The organism is Sphingomonas sp. Leaf20, from assembly GCF_001421535.1.
GTDB lineage: Bacteria > Pseudomonadota > Alphaproteobacteria > Sphingomonadales > Sphingomonadaceae > Sphingomonas.
On record NZ_LMKN01000001.1, the window covers coordinates 696,665 to 718,765 of the forward strand.

The 22,101-nt window shown below is 64.9% G+C and carries 20 protein-coding genes; 3 read left to right on the forward strand and 17 right to left on the reverse strand.

Annotation, left to right across the window (positions count from 1 at the left end; genetic code table 11):
• Positions 1-232 precede the first annotated feature (232 nt).
• On the reverse strand, positions 233-385 hold the full coding sequence (relB, locus tag ASE72_RS20755; protein ID WP_056018838.1) for a type II toxin-antitoxin system RelB family antitoxin: 153 nt from the start codon (positions 383-385) through the stop codon (positions 233-235).
• Positions 386-550: 165 nt separating this feature from the next.
• Here relB and ASE72_RS19540 point away from each other — a divergent pair, with 165 nt between their 5' ends.
• Together ASE72_RS19540 and ASE72_RS20105 are read left to right on the forward strand one after the other, a co-directional pair.
• A complete protein-coding gene (locus ASE72_RS19540) occupies positions 551-1,093 on the forward strand; it encodes a Panacea domain-containing protein (protein ID WP_082445759.1) in 543 nt (180 codons plus the stop codon).
• Complete coding sequence (locus tag ASE72_RS20105) at positions 1,080-1,799, forward strand: hypothetical protein (RefSeq protein WP_156350087.1); 720 nt, start codon at positions 1,080-1,082, stop codon at positions 1,797-1,799. The genes ASE72_RS19540 and ASE72_RS20105 overlap by 14 nt, the downstream gene beginning before the upstream one ends.
• Positions 1,800-2,015: 216 nt before the next feature.
• Here ASE72_RS20105 and uvrA read toward each other — a convergent pair whose 3' ends face one another.
• Positions 2,016-4,910: an excinuclease ABC subunit UvrA gene (gene uvrA / locus ASE72_RS03370; protein ID WP_056016641.1), complete on the reverse strand. Its 2,895-nt coding sequence runs from the start codon at positions 4,908-4,910 to the stop codon at positions 2,016-2,018.
• 152 nt (positions 4,911-5,062) lie between these two features.
• Between uvrA and ASE72_RS03375 the strand changes: the two genes are divergently transcribed.
• On the forward strand, positions 5,063-5,539 hold the full coding sequence (locus tag ASE72_RS03375; RefSeq protein ID WP_156350089.1) for a hypothetical protein: 477 nt from the start codon (positions 5,063-5,065) through the stop codon (positions 5,537-5,539).
• A gap of 39 nt (positions 5,540-5,578) precedes the next feature.
• Here the strand turns inward: ASE72_RS03375 and ASE72_RS03380 are convergent, their stop codons facing one another.
• The 15 genes from ASE72_RS03380 to sdhC form a co-directional block, all read right to left on the reverse strand.
• Positions 5,579-6,232: a DUF4893 domain-containing protein gene (locus ASE72_RS03380; protein WP_235532205.1), complete on the reverse strand. Its 654-nt coding sequence runs from the start codon at positions 6,230-6,232 to the stop codon at positions 5,579-5,581.
• A gap of 1,118 nt (positions 6,233-7,350) precedes the next feature.
• Positions 7,351-8,745 carry a dihydrolipoyl dehydrogenase gene (gene lpdA, locus ASE72_RS03385; protein WP_056016647.1) on the reverse strand — a complete coding sequence of 465 codons (1,395 nt, stop codon included), beginning with the start codon at positions 8,743-8,745 and terminating at the stop codon, positions 7,351-7,353.
• Between the two features lie 127 nt (positions 8,746-8,872).
• Positions 8,873-10,117 carry a 2-oxoglutarate dehydrogenase complex dihydrolipoyllysine-residue succinyltransferase gene (odhB, locus tag ASE72_RS03390; protein WP_056016651.1) on the reverse strand — a complete coding sequence of 415 codons (1,245 nt, stop codon included), beginning with the start codon at positions 10,115-10,117 and terminating at the stop codon, positions 8,873-8,875.
• Positions 10,118-10,197: 80 nt separating this feature from the next.
• A complete protein-coding gene (locus ASE72_RS03395) occupies positions 10,198-13,137 on the reverse strand; it encodes a 2-oxoglutarate dehydrogenase E1 component (RefSeq protein ID WP_056016653.1) in 2,940 nt (979 codons plus the stop codon).
• A 158-nt stretch (positions 13,138-13,295) separates the two neighbouring features.
• Positions 13,296-14,180 carry a succinate--CoA ligase subunit alpha gene (gene sucD / locus ASE72_RS03400; protein ID WP_056016656.1) on the reverse strand — a complete coding sequence of 295 codons (885 nt, stop codon included), beginning with the start codon at positions 14,178-14,180 and terminating at the stop codon, positions 13,296-13,298.
• 34 nt (positions 14,181-14,214) lie between these two features.
• Positions 14,215-14,505, reverse strand: coding sequence for a GIY-YIG nuclease family protein (locus ASE72_RS03405; RefSeq protein WP_056016659.1), 291 nt, complete (start codon positions 14,503-14,505; stop codon positions 14,215-14,217).
• Between the two features lie 87 nt (positions 14,506-14,592).
• A complete protein-coding gene (mdh, locus tag ASE72_RS03410) occupies positions 14,593-15,555 on the reverse strand; it encodes a malate dehydrogenase (RefSeq protein ID WP_056016662.1) in 963 nt (320 codons plus the stop codon).
• Positions 15,556-15,794: 239 nt separating this feature from the next.
• Positions 15,795-16,889, reverse strand: coding sequence for a cell division protein ZapE (zapE, locus tag ASE72_RS03415; RefSeq protein ID WP_056016665.1), 1,095 nt, complete (start codon positions 16,887-16,889; stop codon positions 15,795-15,797).
• Positions 16,890-17,024: 135 nt separating this feature from the next.
• Positions 17,025-17,480 (reverse strand): PaaI family thioesterase, encoded by a 456-nt coding sequence (locus ASE72_RS03420; RefSeq protein ID WP_056016668.1) that lies wholly within the window; start codon positions 17,478-17,480, stop codon positions 17,025-17,027.
• Positions 17,481-17,621: 141 nt separating this feature from the next.
• The gene (locus ASE72_RS03425; RefSeq protein WP_056016671.1) at positions 17,622-18,404 is read right to left on the reverse strand and encodes a succinate dehydrogenase iron-sulfur subunit; all 783 of its coding nucleotides are present in this window, start codon (positions 18,402-18,404) and stop codon (positions 17,622-17,624) included.
• A 130-nt stretch (positions 18,405-18,534) separates the two neighbouring features.
• Positions 18,535-19,116, reverse strand: a complete 582-nt coding sequence (locus ASE72_RS03430; protein WP_056016675.1) for a ClpP family protease — start codon at positions 19,114-19,116, stop codon at positions 18,535-18,537.
• 49 nt (positions 19,117-19,165) lie between these two features.
• Entirely contained in the window at positions 19,166-19,441 is a 276-nt protein-coding gene (locus tag ASE72_RS03435; protein ID WP_056016678.1) for a hypothetical protein, read from the reverse strand.
• Entirely contained in the window at positions 19,441-21,243 is a 1,803-nt protein-coding gene (gene sdhA / locus ASE72_RS03440) for a succinate dehydrogenase flavoprotein subunit (protein WP_056016680.1), read from the reverse strand. Before sdhA ends, ASE72_RS03435 begins: the two co-directional genes overlap by 1 nt.
• Entirely contained in the window at positions 21,243-21,629 is a 387-nt protein-coding gene (gene sdhD, locus ASE72_RS03445) for a succinate dehydrogenase, hydrophobic membrane anchor protein (RefSeq protein ID WP_056016683.1), read from the reverse strand. Before sdhD ends, sdhA begins: the two co-directional genes overlap by 1 nt.
• Positions 21,629-22,039 (reverse strand): succinate dehydrogenase, cytochrome b556 subunit, encoded by a 411-nt coding sequence (gene sdhC, locus ASE72_RS03450; RefSeq protein ID WP_056016686.1) that lies wholly within the window; start codon positions 22,037-22,039, stop codon positions 21,629-21,631. The genes sdhD and sdhC overlap by 1 nt, the downstream gene beginning before the upstream one ends.
• Positions 22,040-22,101: the final 62 nt, after the last annotated feature.

A 22,101-nucleotide genomic window follows, 5' to 3' on the forward strand; every position in this document is an offset into this window, starting at 1 on the left:
GATCTCGACCGTCTCGGTGACGCGGTAGATTGAGCAGTCGGGATGGACCACCGCCTCGCTGGTTCCAGCCCCGTCCCCGCTAGGTGCCTATATCGCTGATCATTGAGAGTTTTCGCGGTGTCCATGATCGCCGCGCTCAGCAGTTAGGCGGCCGCCAAATCGCGCGCGCTGATGTGGCTAAGGATGTTCAGCAGGTTGCTTGTTGCTTCGCCTATTCAGACAACCCGCGGGATCAATGAGGTCTATACTTATCGATGATGGCCTGCAGTTCTGCCATCACTACCTCATGCAGAATACCGGGCTTTGTGGACGCCATCGCACGCTCGACCTTTGCGCGGAACCATGCGTCATAGGTGGCGGCATTTTTTTGGGTAGCGTCCTGCATCTCGATTGGAATTAGGTCCGCCAGAAGGGTTAGTATAGCTTGTTGAGGATGAGGCTGGAAGGGCAACACGTGCCCATCGATTGGTACCGAGCGTCGCGATCACTCGCCCATTAAGCCTTCGCCTTTGACCTAGTTTAGTTCTCAGATCACATTCGCGGAGTGACGATGAAAGACCATGCAAACACCGACGCGCGAACGGCTGAGCCTCGGCGGCTGGGCTATAGCGTGCGAGGCTTAGCAAACTGGATTTTAGACCACGCCGAGACAGTTGGTTACCGACATACGAACATGGGGATAAACAAGCTTGTGTACTTTGCAGTTGAGGCGTTTCTTGTTGAACGAAACGCCCTTCTGACAAATGCAAAAATGGAAGCTTGGGAGCACGGTCCTGTTTTTCGCGAACTTTATCAGAGTTTTAAGAGCTATGGTAACGGATTCATTGGCGGGAGAGCTAAGTCATTTTCTACCGCTTCAGAGGAGTTCGAGGAAGCTAAGATCCATCTACCCCCCGAAGAAGAAGCCTTCCTAAAATCAGCTATTAAGCCCCTCCTATCCTGCAACGCATCGGAACTTAGAGCCCTATCTCATCGAGAAGGTGGTGCATGGTATAGCGTTTGGTGGTATAGTGGTCATACGAATCCTGGAATGGAAATAAGCGCGACTCGGATAACTCAAATCGGAACGGGAGGTGTCTTTGAAAATACCTAAAACTGCTGAGCAGCGCGTGGACGAAATGAGACGACCACCGTCGCTCGCAAACTGGGTTCGTTTGAATGATCGTCGTCGTGACGAAACCGCGTTGCGTATATCAAAGTTCGTCCTCGCAAAGCCACGCCATGCGCTGGCGCAAGTTTATCGTTTGCTGGCTGACTATGTCACTCTAGGAGTTTCCGCGGCAACTACGCGGTCGGGCATCGACCTCATCCTTAACCCACTTGTTCGTAAGTTGGGCCATGAGATTGCTACAGCGCTCATACCGTGGCTGGATAAAAACGAGATCAAAGGCCTTCGCGCGTTCGACGGAATGATCGAACGGTACCCGATTGGCCGAAATATTATGATACCGGTACGGCCGACCTTCGTTTACAATCGAGGTGGCAAACTCACGCCGGTTTTTATCATCGGCTGGTCAGCAAATGCGTTGAACGGTTTTCAAAAACGCCTTCTTGCGACAATGATCCAGCAAGCAATTCTTACGCAGGAAGATTTTGAAGGATCAGACGCCCTTGTTCTTTTCACACCTCGGTTGAGCTTTTCCAAAAGCGCCCGCGAGGTTCGTGAAATGTGGGTAAGTAAGACATGGCCTCTTTCTGACGACGAACTTCGCACGCAGTTTAATTGTTACGGCAACGCCTTAGATGATGCCGTAATGATCATACTGAAAGAATTAGCTGCGAGAGGCGATACGCCGTAGCCTAATCACCCCGCCACCGCTCGCTTCTCCAGCAGCGGCGCCAGATACTTCCCCGTGAAGCTACCCTTGGCCTTCGCCACCTTCTCCGGCTTGCAACGCCGCTAACCTGGCGCGGTTGTCGTTCCGCGATCCTGATCAGTCGGTTGGCAGCCGTGGCATGCATTCCCTTGCCCCCCTCTCCCCAGCCCTCTCCCCGGAGGGGAGAGGGAGTCCGGGTTAGGCCGCCGCCACCCGCTTTTCCAGCAACGGCGCCAGATACTTGCCCGTGAAGCTGCCCTTGGCCTTCGCGACCTTCTCCGGCGTCCCCTCGGCGACGATCTCGCCGCCCTTGACGCCGCCTTCGGGGCCGAGGTCGAGCACCCAGTCCGCGGTCTTGATGACGTCGAGATTATGCTCGATCACGACGACGGTGTTGCCCTGCTCGACGAGCGCGTGGAGGACTTCGAGGAGTTTGCGGACGTCCTCGAAATGCAGCCCCGTCGTGGGCTCGTCGAGGATGTACAGCGTGTTGCCGGTCGCGCGGCGCGAGAGTTCCTTGGCGAGCTTGACGCGCTGCGCCTCGCCGCCCGAGAGCGTCGTCGCCTGCTGGCCGACCTTGACGTAGCCGAGGCCGACCTCGACCAGCATCGCCATCTTGTCGCGGATCGGGGGGACCGCCTTGAAGAACTCGGCGGCGTCCTCGACGGTCATGTCGAGCACGTCGGCGATGCTGTGGCCCTTGAACTTTACCTCGAGCGTCTCGCGATTGTAGCGCGCGCCGTGGCAGACGTCGCACTGCACATAGACGTCGGGGAGGAAGTGCATCTCGATCTTGAGCACGCCGTCGCCCTGGCACGCCTCGCAGCGGCCGCCCTTGACGTTGAAGCTGAACCGGCCGGGCTTGTAGCCGCGTGCCTGGCTCTCGGGGAGCCCCGCGAACCAGTCGCGGATCTGCGTGAAGCTGCCGGTATAGGTGGCGGGGTTGCTGCGCGGGGTGCGGCCGATCGGCGACTGGTCGATGTCGATGACCTTGTCGAGATATTGCAGGCCGGTGATCTTGTCGTGTTTCCCTTGCACGATGCGCGCGCCGTTCAGCTCGCGCGCGGCGGCGGCGTAGAGCGTGTCGATCGTGAAGCTCGACTTGCCCGACCCCGAGACGCCGGTGACGCAGGTGAAGGTTCCGAGCGGGATGCTCGCGGTGACGCCCGTCAGGTTGTTCGCGGTGGCGTTGTGGACGGTGAGCTTCTTGCCGTTGCCTTTGCGCCGCGTGGCCGGGACCGGCACTTCGCGCGTGCCGTTGAGATAGTCCGCGGTGATGCTGCCCTTCGACTTCAGGATCTGCTTGAGTGTGCCCTGCGCGACGACCTGGCCGCCGCGGACGCCTGCGCCGGGGCCCATGTCGATGATATAGTCGGCGGTGCGGATCGCGTCCTCGTCATGCTCGACCACGAGCACGGTGTTGCCGAGATCGCGCAGGCGGCGCAGCGTTTTCAGGAGCATGTCGTTGTCGCGCTGGTGCAGGCCGATGCTGGGCTCGTCGAGGACGTAGAGCACGCCCGACAGGCCGCTGCCGATCTGCGACGCGAGGCGGATGCGCTGGCTCTCGCCGCCGCTGAGCGTCCCGCTCGTACGGTCGAGGTTGAGATAGTCGAGCCCGACATTGTTGAGGAAGCCGAGGCGTTCGACGATTTCCTTCAGGATTCGCTCGGCGATCGCGTTCTGCTGGTCGCCGAGATGCTGCGGCATGTCGGTGAAGAACTGGAGCGCGTCGACAACCGAGAGGTGCGTGGCGTAGCTGATGTCCTTCATCGCGATCTTGACCGCGAGCGCCTCGGGTTTCAGGCGCGCGCCGGCGCAGACCTCGCACGGGGCGGCGGACTGGTATTTGTTCAGCTCCTCGCGCATCCACGCGCTCTCGGTCTGGAGCAGGCGGCGGTTGAGGTTGCCGATGACACCCTCGAACGGCTTGGAGACGTCGTATTTCTTCTTGCCGTCGATGAAGGTGAGCGTGACGGGCTTGCCCTTCGAGCCGTGCAGGATGACGCGCTGGACCTCCTCGGGGAGGTCGGACCAGGGGGTCTCGATGTCGAACTTGTATTCGCGCGCGAGGCTGCCGAGGACCTGCATGTAATAGGGCGACGGCGGGTTGGATTTCGCCCAGGGGACGACCGCGCCCTTCTTGATGCTGAGCATGTGATTGGGGACGACGAGGTCTTCGTCGAACAGCAGCTTCTCGCCGAGGCCGTCGCAGGCCGGGCACGCGCCTTGCGGCGCGTTGAACGAGAACAGGCGGGGCTCGATCTCGGAGATGGTGAAGCCGCTGACCGGGCAGGCGAACTTCTCGCTGAACACGATGCGGCCGTCGGGCGCGTTGCTGCCGAGGATTTCCGATTTTGGGGTGTGCGGCTCGACCGGGTCGGCGGGGTCGACATAGGCGAGGCCCTCGGCGAGCTTCAGCGCGGTTTCGAACGATTCCGCGAGACGCGTGGCGATCTCGCCGCCGACGACGAGGCGGTCGACGACGACCTCGATGTCGTGCTTGTACTTCTTGTCGAGCGCGGGCGCCTCGTCGATGTCGTGGATCGTGCCGTCGATGCGGACGCGTGTGAAGCCCGCCTTCTGCCACTCGGCGAGTTCCTTGCGATACTCGCCCTTGCGGCCGCGGACGACGGGGGCGAGCAGGTACAGCCGCGTGCCCTCGGGAAGCGCCGTGACGCGGTCGACCATCTGGCTGACGGTCTGCGCGGCGATCGGTTCGCCGGTCGCGGGCGAGTACGGGATGCCGACGCGCGCCCAGAGCAGGCGCATGTAATCGTAGATCTCGGTGACGGTGGCGACGGTCGAGCGCGGGTTGCGCGACGTCGTCTTCTGCTCGATCGAGATGGCGGGGCTGAGGCCTTCGATATGGTCGACATCGGGCTTCTGCATCAGCTCGAGGAACTGGCGCGCATAGGCGCTGAGGCTCTCCACATAGCGGCGCTGGCCCTCGGCGTAGATCGTGTCGAACGCGAGGCTCGACTTGCCCGAGCCGGACAGCCCGGTGATCACCGTCAGCGTGTCGCGGGGGATGTCGATATCGACGTCCTTGAGATTGTGTTCACGCGCGCCGCGTACGGAAATCTTGGTCAGCATAAAGAAGTCTGTTCCACATTTGTTCGGACGCGACAAGCCCGGAAGGGCGCCGGGCGGGTGCTCGCAAAGATGGGTAACGCCGAACCATTGTCCAAGGTGCCGGCGATAGTTACATAGTGTATTGTTAGTACAATACAGTGCTGGAGACCGAGATGGGCAAGAAGAAGGAGCGTCGCGAACGCGAGGCGCGCGAGCGCGAGGCGATGCAGGGCGGGACGAAACGCGAGGGTTTCGAGGCACGCTGGTCCGCCAAGGCTGGCAAGCATGGCGGCGCGGCGCCGTTCGCCGGGATAGCCGCGGCGCTGACGCGGCAGATGGGCACGCCCGCGGGACGCCAGGTGATCGCCGCCGGTCTGATGATGGCGGCGACCGCGATCACGGCCAAGGATGCGCGCGGCTCCGCACCGCGGCCGCCAGAGTCGCCTCAGCCGCCGACGCCGCCCACCCCGCCGACTCCGCCCGTCCCGGACGATGCGGCGGCGGGCACGGGGCCGTTCGCAGGGGAAACGCCCGAGCCGCCCAAGAGCGACGCGGCTGCGCTGCCGCCCGAATTCGCCAAGGTGATCGACTCCTTCGCATCGGGGCTCGAGCGCTTCGCCGCGAACTTCGCCAAGCCGCCCAAGGCCTGACCTGGGTGATCCTCCCCCGCCAGGGGGAGGATCGGAAGTTCAGCGCGGCGTCGCGGGAGGCGCGGGCGGCACAGGCACCAGCTCGTAAAGATCGAGGATCGCGCCCTGCCCTGCGCGCGTCATCACGAGCCGCCAGCGCAGCGGCCCGACGCGTTCGACGACGCCCGCAATATCGCGCGCCGGGGTCGTGCCATAGGGCGGCGCGATCTCTGCGGCGGCGGTCCGCACGGTCCCGAGAAACACCTGCCGCCGGTCGGTGTCGGGGTGCAGCCAGCCGCCGGGGAGCGTCGTTCCGGTCTGCTTGGTGAAGGACAGCCCGGCGCCGTCGCCATCGACATAGCAGAAATCGGGGGCGAAGCTCGCATAGCCAGCACGCCCGCCGAGCCGGACCAGCCGGCACCGATAGGAACCCGGCGACAATGCGGGCAGATCGAGCGCGCCAGCGGGATCAAGCAGCGCGCCTTCCTCCTTCATCCGACGTGCGAGCCGCTTGGGCACGGCCGCCCGCGCGCGTGTCCAGCTGTCGGTCAACGTCTCCAGCCGCGCGCGATCGCCGGGCGTGGCGATCGTCGTCCAGCGCGGCGCGGCCGGATCGCGTTCGGCGGTCACCACGGGACGCCCGCCGCCGCGCGGATGCGTCGTACATCCCGCGACGCAGGCCGCTCCTATCGCCAAGATCATCAACGCACGCACAGGCAGGCTCCTTGCACGGCCGGTTGCGACGGAGATGTCGAACCGGCGTGGAGACGGGTCGCTATGCTGCGGTGGTAAACAGATTGTAAACGCACACACTAATCTCGCTTAGTGCGCACCGGAGCGAGCGATCGATGCGGTGAAACGTCGGCTGGGAGCGCTGAGCGGGCGGGACGAGCGGCACCGGTGCTGCTGGCCGCTGCGGTGGTCGAGCGGGCGACGGTGCGAGATCAGCCCCCCTTCCGTCATCCCGGGCTGGACCCGGCACTCATGGCCGCGGGCGGGTGCCTTCGGGGCTCTGGGTCCCAGCGTTCGCCAGGATGACGGGAGGGGGCGGGTTGTTGCGGGTGAGCCTGCAGCTACGGCCCGGCGATCGACGGCTTGAGAGACATACTGCGCCCACCTCTTCCGTCATCCTGGGCTCGACCCAGGATCCAGAGCCGCGGAGGGTTGCGCTTGTGGCTCTGGATCCTGGCTTTCGCCAGGATGACGGGGCGTGGGGTGGGGCGCGCCGCGGTTCAGTGTAGCTGCGGGTGCGGATTGTCGCGTGTGAGCTTGCCGATCCGGAACGGCGATCGATTGCTGGAGGCAAACTGCGCCCGCCCCTGCCGTCATCCTGGGCTCGACCCAGGATCCAGAGCCGCAGAGGGTGGCGTTTGCGGCTCTGGATCCTGGCTTTCGCCGAGATGACGGGGCGTGGGTTGGGGCGCGCCGCGGTTGAGCGTAGTTGCGGGTGCGGGTTGTCGCGTGTGAGCTTGCCGATCCGGACCGGCGATTGATTGCTGGAGGCAAACTGCGCCCGCCCCTGCCGTCATCCTGGGCTCGATCCAGGATCCAGAGCCGCAGGGGGTTGCGTTTGCGGCTCTGGATCCTGGCTTTCGCCAGGATGACGGGAGGGGATGTGTGTTTCTCACGCGCTCCGCGTTCAAGACTGCGTACCCGCGCCCGCAGACGCAGAAAGGGCGCCGGTGACTTTAATCACCGACGCCTTTGAAACTCAGCTCAAATGTGGCCTGGCCGGACAGGGGCGAAGCCCCTGCCGTCGGACGGCGCTGGAGCGCCGCCGGCCGGTCTGACCGCCGCTTGCGCGGCCGTAGCTTCGCTACGGCCTTGCGCGGTCAGATGTGGATCGGCTTGCCCTGTACTGCCATCGCCGCTTCCTTGAGCGCCTCGGCATGCGTCGGATGCGCGTGGCAGGTGTAGGCGATGTCTTCGCTGGTCGCGCCGAATTCCATCGCGATGGCGGCTTCAGCGATCAGCGTGCCGGCGAGGCTCGACACGATCCAGACGCCCAGCACGCGGTCGGTCTTGGCATCCGCGATGACCTTGACGAAGCCGTCGGTGTCGCGGTTGGTCTTGGCGCGGCTGTTCGCGGCGAAGGGGAACTTGCCGACCTTGATCTCGGTCTTGTCCTTCGCGGCTTCCTCGGTGAGGCCGACGCCGGCAATTTCGGGCATCGTGTAGACGACGGACGGGATGACGTCCTCGTTGACGATGCCGGTCTGGCCGGCGATGTTCTCCGCCACCGCGACGCCCTCGTCCTCCGCCTTGTGCGCGAGCATCAGGCCGGGGACGCAGTCGCCGATCGCCCACACGCCGTCGACCTTGGTCTTGAAGCTGTGATCGGTCTCGATCTGGCCGCGCTTGTTGAGCTCGAGGCCGATCGCGTCGAGGTTGAGGCCGTCGACATTCGCCTTGCGGCCGATCGAGACGAGCACTGCGTCGGCGGTCATCGTCTCGGACGCGCCGCCAGCGGCCGGCTCGACGGTGACGGTCGCGACGCCGTTATCGACGGTCACGCCGGTGACCTTGGTCGAGAGCTTCAGCTCCATGCCCTGCTTCTTGAACAGCTTGGCGCTCTCGCGGCGGACTTCGCCGTCAAAGCCGGGGAGGATCTGGTCGACGAACTCGACCACGGTGACCTTCGCGCCGAGGCGACGCCACACGCTGCCGAGTTCGAGACCGATCACGCCGCCGCCGATGACGACCATGTGCTCGGGCACCTTGGGAAGCGCCAGCGCGCCGGTCGAGTCGACGACGGTCGTCTGGTCGACCTCGACGCCGGGGAGCGGCATGACGCTCGAGCCGGTGGCGATGACGATGTTCTTCGCGGTTACCTTCTGGCCCGCGACGTCGACCGTGTGCGCGTCCTGGAACGCAGCCTTGCCCTTGAGCCAGGTCACCTTGTTCTTCTTGAACAGGAATTCGACGCCGCCGGTCAGTTCCTTGACGGCCTTGGCCTTTTCGGCGTGCATCTGGTCGAGGTTGAGCGAGACGCCCTGGAAGTCGATGCCGAACTTGGTGAGATGGCCGCCCTTGGCCTCCTCGTAGATTTCGGACGCATGGAGCAGCGCCTTGGACGGGATGCAGCCGACGTTGAGGCAGGTGCCGCCAAGCGTCTCGCGGCTCTCGGCGCAGGCGGTGCGCAGCCCGAGCTGCGCGGCGCGGATCGCCGCGACGTAACCGCCGGGGCCTGCGCCGATTACGAGGACGTCATAGTCATAGTCAGCCATTGTCGCTTCTCTCTTACTTCCCCGGCGCAGGCCGGGGCCCAGTTGGGAGATATATGGGGAGGGCGAGGCGCTTCGTCACCGCGGCCTTCCCCACTGGGCCCCGGCCTGCGCCGGGGTGCTTGGATACTTACAAGTCGATCAGGATGCGCGTCGGGTCCTCGATCGCGTTCTTGAGCGCGACGAGGAACGTCACGGCTTCGCGGCCGTCGATCAGGCGGTGATCGTAGCTGAGCGCCAGGTACATCATCGGGCGGATGACGATCTGGCCGTTGACGACGACCGGGCGCTCCTCGATGCGGTGGAGGCCGAGGACCGCGGACTGGGGCGGGTTGATGATCGGGGTCGACATCAGCGAACCGAACACGCCGCCGTTCGAGATGGTGAAGGTGCCGCCCTTCATCTCGTCCATCTTGAGTGCGCCGTCCTTGGCGCGCTTGCCGAAGTCGCCGATCGTCTTCTCGATCGTCGCGACCGACATCTGGTCGGCATCGCGGATCACGGGGACGACGAGGCCGCCCGGCGACGAGACCGCGACCGAGATGTCGGCATAGTCGTGATAGACGATGTCGTCGCCGTCGATCGACGCGTTGACGCTGGGGATGTCGCGCAGCGCCATGGTGGCGGCCTTCACGAAGAAGCCCATGAAGCCCAAGCGCACGCCGTGCTTCTTCTCGAACAGGTCCTTGTACTTGGCGCGCGCCTCGATCACCGCGGTCATGTCGACGTCGTTGAACGTCGTCAGCATCGCTGCGGTGTTCTGCGCTTCCTTGAGGCGCTTGGCGATCGTCTGGCGTAGGCGAGTCATGCGGACGCGCTCTTCGCCGCGGCCCGAGGCTGCGGGTGCTGCGGCCGGTGCCGGCGCGGGTGCCGCAGCGGGCGCGGGCTTGCTCGAGGCGGCGGCGGTCACGTCTTCCTTGGTGATGCGGCCGTCGCGGCCGGTGCCCTTGACGGTGCCGGGGTCGACGCCGTGCTCGAGCACCGCGCGGCGGACCGACGGCGAGAGCGCGGCGGGCGAGTCGCTCGTGCCGGCACCAGGCTGGTCGCCGTAACCTGCGCCGGACTCGTCCTTCGCGGGCGCCGAGGGCGTTGCGGTCGCGGCGGGCTCAGGGGCCTTGGCGGGAGCCGCGGCGCCGTCACCGGCGTCGATCGTGGCGAGCATTGCGCCGACCTGGACGGTGTCGCCGACTGCGACGGCGTGCTGGCCCATGACGCCGGCGACCGGCGACGGCACCTCGACCGAGACCTTGTCGGTCTCGAGGCTGGCGATGGGCTCGTCGACGGTGACGGGATCGCCGGGCTGCTTCAGCCACTCGCCGAGGGTGGCTTCGGTGATCGATTCACCCAGGACGGGGACGGTGACTTCGGTTGCCATGGTTTCTGCCTACTTCCTTGTATCCCCGCGAAGGCGGGGACCCAGACTGGGCCCCCGCCTTCGCGGGGGAACAGCGTTGATTATGATGCGCGGGTGCGGCGGATTTCGTCGCGGACGCTGTGGCCGAGCGCGTCGGCGACGAGCGCACCCTGCTCGGCCTGGTGACGCTTCATCAGGCCGGTCGCGGGCGAGGCCGAGGCGTTGCGGCCGGCGTAGCGCGCGCGCTTCACCGGCGAGTTCACCGTTGCCAGCGCCTCCTCGATCAGCGGCTCGACGAAGAACCAGTAGCCGTTGTTCTTCGGCTCTTCCTGCGCCCAGACGATCTCTTCGAGGTTCGGCATCCGTGCGACGCGCTCGGCGATCGGGTTGCCGGGGAAGGGATAGAGCTGCTCGACGCGGACGATCTGCGTGTCGGTGTCGCCCGCCGCATCGCGTGCCTCGATCAGGTCGTAGGCGACCTTGCCGGTGCACAGAACGAGACGCTTGGTGTCGACATCGGCTGCACCGTTGGTGTCGGACAGGAGACGACGGAAGTGGCTGTCGCCCTGGAAGTCCTCGGCGTTCGACACCGCGAGCTTGTGACGGAGCAACGACTTGGGGGTCATCACGATCAGCGGCTTGCGGAAATTGCGGTGCATCTGCCGGCGGAGCAGGTGGAAATAGTTCGCCGGGCTGGTGCAGTTCGCGACCTGGATATTGTCGTCCGCGCACGACTGGAGGAAGCGCTCGGGACGTGCCGAGCTATGCTCCGGCCCCTGCCCTTCATAGCCGTGCGGGAGCAGCATCACGAGGCCGTTGGCGCGGAGCCACTTCGACTCGCCCGAGGTGATGAACTGATCGATCATGATCTGCGCGCCGTTGACGAAATCGCCGAACTGCGCCTCCCAGAGGACCAAGGTCTTCGGGTCGGCGAGCGCGTAGCCGTACTCGAAACCGAGCACGCCATATTCGCTCAAGGGGCTGTCGAGCACCTCGAAATTGCCGTGCTCGATTTCCTGCAGCGGCACGTACTTGTGCTCGTCGGTCTGGTCGACCCACACCGCGTGACGCTGCGAGAAGGTGCCGCGGCCCGAATCCTGGCCGGACAGACGGACGCCATAGCCTTCGGACAGAAGCCCGCCGAACGCGAGCGCCTCGCCGGTCGCCCAGTCGAAGCCCTTGCCCGACTTGAACATCTCGCGCTTGGCGTCGAGCACGCGCGCGAGCGTCTTGTGGATCTTCACGCTGTCGGGGACGGTCGTCAGCGTGCGGCCGAGCGAGTCGAACAGCTTCTGGCTGAGGCCGGTCTCGACGTTGCGACGTGCGGACGCACCGTCGGTCGGCGCGCTGAGGCCGGTCCAGCGACCGCCGAACCAGTCGGCCTTGTTCGGCTTGTACGACGAACCCGCTTCGAACTCGCCCTCGAGCCGCAATGTGAGCTGCTTCACATTCTCGTCGATCCAGGGCTGGTCAATGACGCCTTCCTTGATCAGGCGGTTGCCATAGACCGAGCTGACGCCGGGGTGCTTGCGGATGATGTCGTACATCAGCGGCTGGGTGAAGGAGGGCTCGTCGCCCTCGTTATGGCCGAAGCGGCGATAGCACCACATGTCGATGACGATGTCGCGGTGGAACTTCTGGCGGAATTCCATCGCCATCTTGGTGGCGAAGGTCACTGCCTCGGGATCGTCGCCATTGACGTGGAAGACCGGCGCCTGAACGCCCTTGGCGACGTCCGACGGGTAAGGCGACGAGCGCGCGAACTGTGGGCTGGTTGTGAAGCCGACCTGGTTGTTGATGATGAAGTGGACGCAGCCGCCGGTGTTGTAGCCGCGGATGCCCGAGAAGCCGAGGCACTCCCAGACGATCCCCTGCCCTGCGAACGCCGCGTCGCCGTGGATCAGCACGGGGAGCGACGCGACATGGTCCTTCAGATCGTTGTTGAGCGTCTGGATCGCGCGCGTCTTGCCGAGCACGACCGGATCGGCGGCTTCGAGATGCGACGGGTTGGCGACGAGGCTCATATGAACCTTGTGGCCGTCGAACTCGCGGTCGGTGCTGGTGCCGAGGTGGTACTTCACGTCGCCCGACCCGCCGATGTCATCGGGGTTGGCCGAGCCGCCGGCGAATTCGTGGAAGATGACGCGGAGCGGCTTTGCCATCACGTTGGCAAGCACGTTCAGACGACCGCGATGCGCCATGCCGATGACGATCTCGCGCACGCCCATCTGGCCGCCGTACTTGATGACCGATTCGAGCGCGGGGATCATCGATTCGCCGCCGTCGAGCCCGAAGCGCTTCGTGCCGACATACTTCTTACCGAGGAACTTCTCCCACTGCTCGGCTTCGATGACCTTGTTGAGGATCGCCTTCTTGCCGTCGACGGAGAATTCGATCGCCTTGTCCTGGCCCTCCATGCGCTCCTGGAGGAAGCGGCGCTCCTCGACATCGGCGATGTGCATGTATTCAAGGCCGACATTGCCGCAGTAATTCTTGCGCAGCGTGTCGACGAGCTCGCGGATGGTCGCCCATTCGAAGCCCATCGTGCCGCCGAGATAGACCTTGCGGTCGATGTCGGCGTCGGAGAAGCCGTGATATTCGGTCTTCAGATCCTCGGGCATCTCGCGCTTCGACAGGCCGAGCGGATCGAGATTGGCGGCGAGATGGCCGCGGACGCGGTAGGTGCGGATCAGCAGCTGCGCGCGGATCGCGTCGGCCGCGGCCTTGGCGATCTCGTCCTTCGAGACGGGCGCGGGCGCGGCGGCTGCGGGCGCGGGCTTGCCGCCACCCTTTGCGGGCTTGGGCGCGGGCTCCATCTGGGTCGGGTCGAGCGCCGCGGTCAGATCGTCCGTGGTGGTCAGCGGCCAGCGCGCGCTTTCCCAGCTCGGACCCTGCGCGGAGCCTTCAAGCCCCTCGAAGAACGTCCGCCAGCCGGATTCGACCGAGGCCGGATCGGCGGTGAACTTGGCGTAGAGCGTCTCTACGAACGCCGGGCTGACGCCGGCTGCGATATCGCTGAAATCCTGGCCTTCGTAGCCCATCGTTCTCGTCCTCAGTGCCCTCTCCCCGCGGGGGAGAGGGAGGGGCCCGCCCGCACTTGCGGGTGGGAGGGTGAGGGCACGGGCGGTCACGTGCCCTCACCCTTCCGCCGCCAAGTGGCGGCTCCTTCCCTCTCCCCGGGGGGAGAGGGGTAGTAAGATCAACCCTTCAACACGCTCAGCAGCGTCTCGCCGAGCAGGCTGGGGCTTTCCGAGACCTTGATCCCGGCAGCTTCCATCGCCGCGATCTTGCTCTCGGCATCGCCCTTGCCGCCCGAGACGATCGCACCGGCATGGCCCATGCGACGACCCGGAGGTGCGGTGCGGCCCGCGATGAAGCCGGCCATCGGCTTCTTGCGCCCACGCTTGGCCTCGTCGATCAGGAACTGCGCGGCCTGCTCCTCGGCGTCGCCGCCGATTTCGCCGATCATGATGATCGACTTGGTCTCGTCGTCCGCCAGGAACAGCTCGAGCACGTCGATGAAGTTCGTGCCGTTGACCGGATCGCCACCGATGCCGACCGCGGTCGTCTGACCAAGGCCTGCGTTCGACGTCTGGAAGACCGCCTCATAGGTGAGCGTGCCTGAACGGCTGACAACGCCGACCGAGCCCTTCTTGAAGATCGAACCGGGCATGATGCCGATCTTGCACTCGCCGGGAGTCAGAACGCCGGGGCAGTTCGGGCCGATGAGGCGCGACTTGGAGCCCGACAGCGCGCGCTTGACCTTGACCATGTCGAGCACGGGAATGCCCTCGGTGATCGCGACGATCAGCTCGATCTGTGCGTCGATCGCCTCGAGGATCGAATCGGCGGCGAAGGGGGGCGGCACGTAGATCACCGACGCGGTCGCGCCGGTCATCGCCTTGGCTTCGGCGACGGTGTTGTAGACGGGGAGGTCGAGGTGAGTCGTGCCGCCCTTGCCGGGGGTGACGCCGCCAACCATCTGCGTGCCGTATTCCAGCGCCATCTTGGTGTGGAAGCTGCCGGTTTCGCCGGTCATGCCCTGCGTGATGACCTTGGTGTTCTTGTCGACGAGGATGCTCATCTAGTGCTCCTTGTGTCCCCGTTGGGGAACAGGATTAAAACAGTGACTCGAACAGGTCGTTCCAGTCGGGGTTCATTCGCTCGATCTCGGACAGTTTCCACTGCCGGTCCCACTTCTTCATCTGAAGTTCGCGCAGCCGCGCATTTTCCAGATCGTCGTGCACTTCATACCAAACCAGCAGTTTGCAACCGTAGGTTTTGGTGAAGCCCTCGATCACGCCGTTACGATGTTGATAGGCTCGTGCGGCGAGGTCGCTGGTGACACCGAGATAGATCGTTCCGTTACGCCGGCTAGCCATGATGTAGACATAGCCCGGCTTGTTCACCGCACTGCTCCTTGTTCCCCCGCGAAGGCGGGGGCCCAGACTGGGTCCCCGCCTTCGCGGGGACACAAGGCGGCAGCGTAGCTCAAATCAGTTCAGGCTACCGTCGATACCCTTGCAGGCGACGATCAGTTCCTTGACCGCGTCGACCGAGACCTGGAGGTTGCCCTTGGCTTCGTCGTCGAGCTTGATCTCGACGATCTTCTCGACGCCGCCGGCACCGATCATCACCGGCACGCCGACATACAGGTCGTCGAGGCCATACTCTCCCGAGACATACGCAGCGGCCGGCAGGACGCGCTTCTGGTCGTAGAGATAGGCTTCGGCCATCGCGATGCCGCTGGTGGCGGGCGCGTAATAGGCCGAGCCGGTCTTGAGCAGTGCGACGATCTCGCCGCCGCCGCCGCGCGTGCGCTTGACGATCGCGTCGATCTTCTCCTGCGTGGACATGCCCATCGCGATGAGATCGGGAACCGGGATACCCGACACGGTCGAATACTGGATCACGGGGACCATCGTGTCGCCATGACCGCCGAGCACGAAGCTGGTGACGTCCTTGACCGAGACCTTGAATTCGTCGGCGAGGAAATGGCTGAAGCGCGACGAATCGAGCACGCCGGCCATACCGACGACCATGTGGTGCGGCAGACCCGAGAACTCGCGCAGCGCCCACACCATCGCGTCGAGCGGGTTGGTGATGCAGATGACGAAGGCGTTCGGTGCGTTGGCCTTGATGCCCTCGCCGACGGCCTTCATGACCTTCAGGTTGATGCCGAGCAGGTCGTCGCGGCTCATGCCGGGTTTCCGCGCGACGCCCGCCGTCACGATGATGACGTCTGCGCCGGCGATGTCGGCATAGTCGTTCGAGCCGGTGATCGTCGAGTCGAAGCCTTCGACCGGACCGCACTGCGACAGGTCGAGAGCCTTGCCCTGGGGGATGCCCTCGGCGACGTCGAAGAGGACGATATCGCCCAAATTCTTGAGTGCTGCGAGGTGCGCGAGCGTGCCGCCGATGTTACCGGCGCCGATCAGCGCGATCTTCTTGCGAGCCATTCCAATCCGTCTCCGTCTGATGTGCGGGGTGATTGGTGACGCCGGTTACGCGCATTATGGCCGCGCGGCAACCGTTAAAGCGATAAAGTGCTTGCGTTATTGCACATCGTTCGCAAGAGCAATAACCCCGTCATCCTGACGAAAGTCAGGATCCAGAGTAACAATCGGCGCGGCCGCGGCTCTGGATCCTGACTTTCGTCAGGATGACGGGAGGGTATCAGGACGACCGAGCGAAGGGGTTAAATATGCCCCTCGGCGAGATACTCCTCGGACCGCATCTCTTCCAACCGGCTGATCGTGCGGTCGAATTCGAACCGGCCATCACCACTCTCGTAAAGGTCGCCCGGCTGCGCGTCGGCCGCGGCGAGCAGTTTGACCTTGTGCTCGTAGAGCGCGTCGATCAGTCCGACGAAGCGTGCGGCTTCGTTGCGGTTCTCAGGCCCGAGCTTGGGGATCCCGACGAGGATGATCGTGTGGAATTTGCGCGCGATCGCGAGATAGTCGGCCACCCCCCTCGCCTCGCCGCACAGCTTCCTGAAGCTGAACACCGCGACGCCTTTCAGCGACTTGGGCACGCGCAGGGCGCGGCCCTGGACGATCAGCTCCTCGGACGGGACGTGCTCGCTGTCGTCGGGCGAGAAGTCGGTGAGGCGGAAGAACGCGGCGGAGAGCTGCGCGGTCGCCTCGGGGCCGTTGGGGACGAGCCACGTGTCCTGGCTGCCGAGCCGGTCGCGGCGGTAATCGACGGGGCCGTTGAGCGGGAGGACGTCGAGCCGCTGCTCGATGGTCGCGATGAAGGGGAGGAAATGCTCGCGGTTGAGGCCGTTCTTGTAGAGATCGGCGGGCGGGCGGTTCGAGGTCGTGACGATCGTCACGCCGGAATCGAGCAGCGAGGTGACAAGCCGCGACAGGATCATCGCGTCGGGGCTGTTGGTGACCATCATCTCGTCGAACGCGAGCAGCCGGGTCTCCTCGGCGATCGCGGTGGCGACGGGGACGATCGGGTCGCCGACCTCCTTGCGACGCTCGCCGGCGATGCGCGCATGGACCTCGAGCATGAACTCGCCGAAATGGACGCGGCGCTTCCGGTCGACTGCGACCTCGGCGAAGAACAGGTCCATCAGCATCGACTTGCCGCGGCCGACGCCGCCCCAGAGGTAGACGCCGCGCGGGTCGGCCTTCTTGCCGGCGAGGCGCGCGAAGAAGCCGGTGGACTTGGGGGTGGCGAGCTCGGTGGCCAGCGTGTTCAGGCGCGCGGCGGCGGCGGCCTGTTCGGGGTCGGGGCGGAGTTCGCCCGAGGCGACGAGGGCGTCATAGGCGGCGAGAACGGTCATGCCGCCACCCCTTTACCACCCCGGCGGAAGCCGGCGCCCAGGTGGAGAGGCTTCGATGACGGAACGCTACGCTTGAACAATGATCGTGTCCCAATTGGGCCCCGGCCTTCGCCGGGGTGGTGGGTGCGGGCGGTATCAGCCCCTGGTCGGCTTGCGGATCGTGGCCGAGAAGGCCGCGATCTTCGCGTCGTCGTCGCCTTGCACCACGAGGCCCCGCAGGAACAAGAGGCGGCCGGTTTCCTTCAGCACTTCGACCTGCGCCTCGATGGGTTCGCCGATGCGGCCGCCGCCGATGAACTGTGTGTTGAGATCGAGCGTCACCGCAGTGCCGGCGGTGATCAGGCCGAAGCCCCGTGCGGCCGCGAACAGCGCGACGTCGATAAAGCCGAGCAGTGCGCCGCCATGGACGTTGTTCTGGAGGTTCGAGTGGCGATGCTCGGGGGTAATGCGGACGCGGACGATAGGGCCGTCGACGCGGTAGAGCATGGGGCCGAGCAATGTGTTGAAACGCGTCGGGTCGGAGAGCGACCAGCTGCGCCAGCCGGGGTTGGCGGGATCTTCGGCTTCGACGAAATGGGGTTCTTCAGTCATGATTTCCGTTCGTGCCGAGTAGAGACCGAGCGAAGTCGAGGGCTCGTATCGAGGTACATGTCCTTCGATACGCCATCTCGACACGCTCGATGGCTACTCGGGACGAACGGAGTGGGGGAGTTCCGCCCCCCCCCTCCCGGATCAGACGATCCGTTCGGCTTCCATCTTCTTGATCTCGGCGATCGCCTTGGCGGGGTTCAGACCCTTCGGGCACGCATTCGCGCAGTTCATGATCGTGTGGCAGCGATACAGGCGGAACGGATCCTCAAGCTCGTCGAGACGCTCGCCGGTCATCTCGTCGCGGCTGTCGGCGAGCCAGCGATAGGCCTGCAACAGGATCGCCGGCCCCAGGAACTTGTCGCTGTTCCACCAGTAGCTCGGGCACGAGGTCGAGCAGCACGCGCACAGGATGCACTCGTACAGGCCGTCGAGCTTCGTGCGGTCCGCGGGCGACTGAAGCCGCTCCTTGCCCGAGGGCGGCGGCGTGACGGTCTGCAGCCACGGCTTGATCGACGAATATTGCGCGTAGAAATGCGTGAAATCGGGGACGAGGTCCTTGATCACGTCCATGTGCGGCAGTGGGGTGATCTGGACCTCGCCCTTGCAATCCTCGATCGCGGTCGTGCAGGCCAGGCCGTTCTTGCCGTTGATATTCATCGAGCACGAGCCGCAAATGCCCTCGCGGCACGAACGACGGAAGGTGAGCGAACTGTCCTGCTCGCTCTTCATCTTGATCAGCGCGTCGAGCACCATCGGGCCGGTCTCGTCGAGATCGAGCGCGAACGTGTCATAGCGCGGGTTCTCGCCGCTGTCGGGGTCGTAGCGATACACTTTGAACGACTTCAGCCGCTTCCCCTGGCTGGTCGCGGCGTGTGCGACGCCCTTCTTGACGACACTGTTCTTCGGGAGGGCGAATTCGGCCATTGCGAGCGGTCCGTTCCAGGAAATAAGAGAGGTTTGCAGAGCCGATACATGACCGCGGCCCGGCTCGCAAACGCTTAGCTTCGCGGGTGCAACATCCGTTACCCCCGCGCAGACCGCCCGCCGGCCGATCTCAGATGATGTCGAGCACCAGACCGAGGTCGCGCGCTTCCTCCGCCTCGATATACCAGTTGGACGGCGCCTTGGCCTTCAGATCGTCGAGCGCGACCTTCGATCCCTTGACGAGATCGCGGAAGCCCTCCTCCTGGATGTTGATCGAATCCTCGATCTCGTGGAGCTTGGCCTCGAGCGTGTAGCGCAGCGTGTTGAGCGGTCCGTTGAGCTGGATCGTGCTCGTCATTTGCCGCTCATGGATCATGATGCGGCTGCCGCGCGTCAGGAAGCGGCTGTCGACGGGAAACGCCGACATGAACGTCGCGCCCGCGGAATAGACCGCGACCTTGCCGAGGAACAGCGTCTCGCGGCCGGTATAGTCGCGGAGCAGGCGGATCGTGTCGCCCATCGCGCGTGCCATTTCGGGGTCGCCGCCAAGCGTCGTGATCGAGACGACGAGCGGCCCTTCGGTCGGCGCGGCGACGAGCTGCGACTTGAAGCTCGTGTACATGTCGCCGTCAACGGGGCCATGCAGCTGGATATGGGGGATGGCGAGCAACGGATAGTTGCGCGCGTTCGATGCGGGGGACGTGTCGGTCATGCGCGGCGTAACCGACCGGGAACGCGGCGGTTCCGCGCGAAGTCCTGGTTTAGCCCGGGTGCCGGTGCGTGCGCTTGTGCTGGAGGATCCAGCCGACGAGACCGCCGGGGACGCCGCCGGCGAGCGAGAAGAGCGCGAAGAAAGTGATCGCGATCTTCTGCGGGTCTTCGCCGGGCGCGCGCGTTTCGATGCCGTAGATATAGACCGCGGTCAGGATCGCGACGAGCGCCGGCCAGAGAAAGCCGGCGATCATCGGTGGGAAGCGAGTCAGGAGCCCCACCGCGACGGGGACGAGGAACCCGATCGCGATGATGGCCCAGATCATCAGTACACCCGCTTCTTCGGCTTGATGTAATCCACGTCGTCGGTGAGCGTGTAGTCGTGCACCGGGCGGAAATCGATCTTGGTCTCGCCGCCCTTGCCGCCCCAGCCGTTGAAGGTGGTGATGGTGTGCTTCATCCAGTTGGCATCGTCACGCTCGGGGAAATCCTCGTGCATGTGCGCGCCGCGCGATTCGGTGCGGTTGGCGGCCGAGTTCATCGTCACGACCGCCTGGCCGATCAGATTGTCGAGCTCCATCGTCTCGACCAGATCGGTGTTCCAGATCATGCTGCGATCCTTCACGGCGACGTCGGTCATCCGGTTGTAGATCCCGGCCATCTTCTCGACGCCCTGGTTGAGCAGCTCGGTGTCGCGGAACACGGCGCAATGCTTCTGCATGGTCTGCTGCATGTCGAGACGGATCTGCGCGGTCGGCGACCCGCCGCTCGCGTTGCGGAAATGATCGAGACGCGTGAGCGCCAGATCTTCCGAACCCTTGGGCAGCGGCGCGTGCGCGGTGCCGGGCTTGAGCGTGTCCTTGATGCGCAGGCCGGTCGCGCGGCCGAACACCACGAGATCGATCAGGCTGTTCGAGCCCAAGCGGTTGGCGCCGTGAACCGAGACGCAGGCGGCTTCGCCGACCGCGAACAGGCCGGGGACGACCGCGTCGGGGTTGCCGTCGACGAGGTTGACGACCTCGCCGTGGAAGTTCGTCGGGATGCCGCCCATGTTGTAGTGCACGGTCGGCGTGACGGGCAGCGGCTGGCGCGTGAGATCGACGCCCGCAAAGACCTTGCCGGTCTCGGTGATGCCCGGCAGGCGCTCGGCGAGCACCTTGGGATCGATGTGATCGAGGTGCAGGAAGATGTGGTCGCCGTTCTTGCCGACGCCGCGGCCTTCGCGCATTTCGAGCGCCATCGAGCGGCTGACGACGTCGCGCGAGGCGAGGTCCTTCGCCGACGGGGCATAGCGCTCCATGAAGCGCTCACCCTCGGAGTTGGTCAGGTAGCCGCCCTCACCGCGTGCGCCCTCGGTGATGAGCACGCCCGCGCCGTAGATGCCGGTCGGGTGGAACTGGACGAACTCCATGTCCTGGAGCGGCAGGCCGGCGCGGAGCACCATGGCGTTGCCGTCGCCGGTGCAGGTATGCGCCGACGTCGCCGAGAAATAGACACGGCCGTAACCACCGGTGGCGAGCACGGTTTGGTGGCTGCGGAAGCGGTGGATCGAGCCGTCTTCCATGCACAGCGCGATCACGCCGCGGCAGACGCCGTTTTCCATGATCAGGTCGAGCGCGAAATACTCGACGAAGAAGTCCGTGTTGTACTTCAGGCTCTGCTGGTAGAGCGCGTGAAGCATCGCGTGGCCGGTGCGATCGGCGGCGGCAGCGGTGCGCTGGACCGGGGGCCCCTCGCCCATGTTCTGCATGTGACCGCCGAACGGGCGCTGATAGATCGTGCCGTTTTCATTACGGCTGAACGGCATGCCGGCATGTTCCAGCTCGTACACCGCCTGCGGGGCCTCGCGGCACAGATACTCGATCGCGTCCTGGTCGCCGAGCCAGTCGGAGCCCTTGACGGTGTCGAACATGTGCCAGGTCCAGTGATCCGGCGAGTTGTTGCCGAGCGACGCGGCGATGCCGCCCTGGGCGGCGACGGTGTGCGACCGGGTCGGGAAGACCTTGGTGATGCACGCGGTCTTCAGCCCGCTCTCGGCGATGCCCATCGTGGCGCGCAGGCCCGAGCCGCCGGCCCCGACGACGACCGCATCATAGGTATGATCGATGATCTTGTAGGCAGCTGACATTACGCAGGAGCTCCGGAGAAGGCGACCTTCAGGATCGCGAACAGGGCGACGCCGCCCAGCGTGAAGGTGAACAGGTTGAGCAGGATCATCGCGACGACGCGGCTTTCGCCGTGCATGTAATCCTCGATCACGACCTGCAGACCGAGACGGAAATGATAGAAGACCGACAGGATCAGCAGCGCCATCGGGATCGCCGCCCAGCCCGATTGCAGCCACAGATGCACCGAGGCGTAATCATAGCTCGGCATCCGCGCGACCGCGACCATCAGCCACGCCATCAGGAAGATGTTGGCGCCGGCGGTCAGCCGCTGCTGCCACCAATGCTGCGTGCCGTGCTTGGCGCTGCCCAGACCGCGGACGCGGCCGACTGGCGTACCCGAACCCATTACTTGATCCCCATATAGAGCCAGAACGCGACCGTGAGCAGCGTGCTGACGACGATCGTCGCGCGCGCGCCAAGCCGGTTGCGGCGCAGCTCGAACCCTGCGCCGGTGTCCATCACGAGGTGGCGGATGCCCGTCGCCATGTGCTGGAACAGCGACCAGGTCAGCCCGATGCCGATCACATAGCCGAGGATGTTCAGCCGGCCCGCATCGGTGGTGAACACGTCGACGAAGGTCGCATAGGCCTGCTCGCCCGTGGCGATCGCGATCAGCCACCAGACGAGCAGCAGGCTGCCCACGGTAGCCATCCCGCTGCCGGTCGCGCGGTGCAGGATCGAGACCAGCATATGCGGGCCCCATTTATAGACCTGCAGATGGGGAGAGAGCGGGCGGGCTGGATTGCGCGATGCCAAGGGCAAGGTCCTCGATAGCGAAGGGCGAGACACGAAGGGCGATAAACAAACGGTTTGCCGGT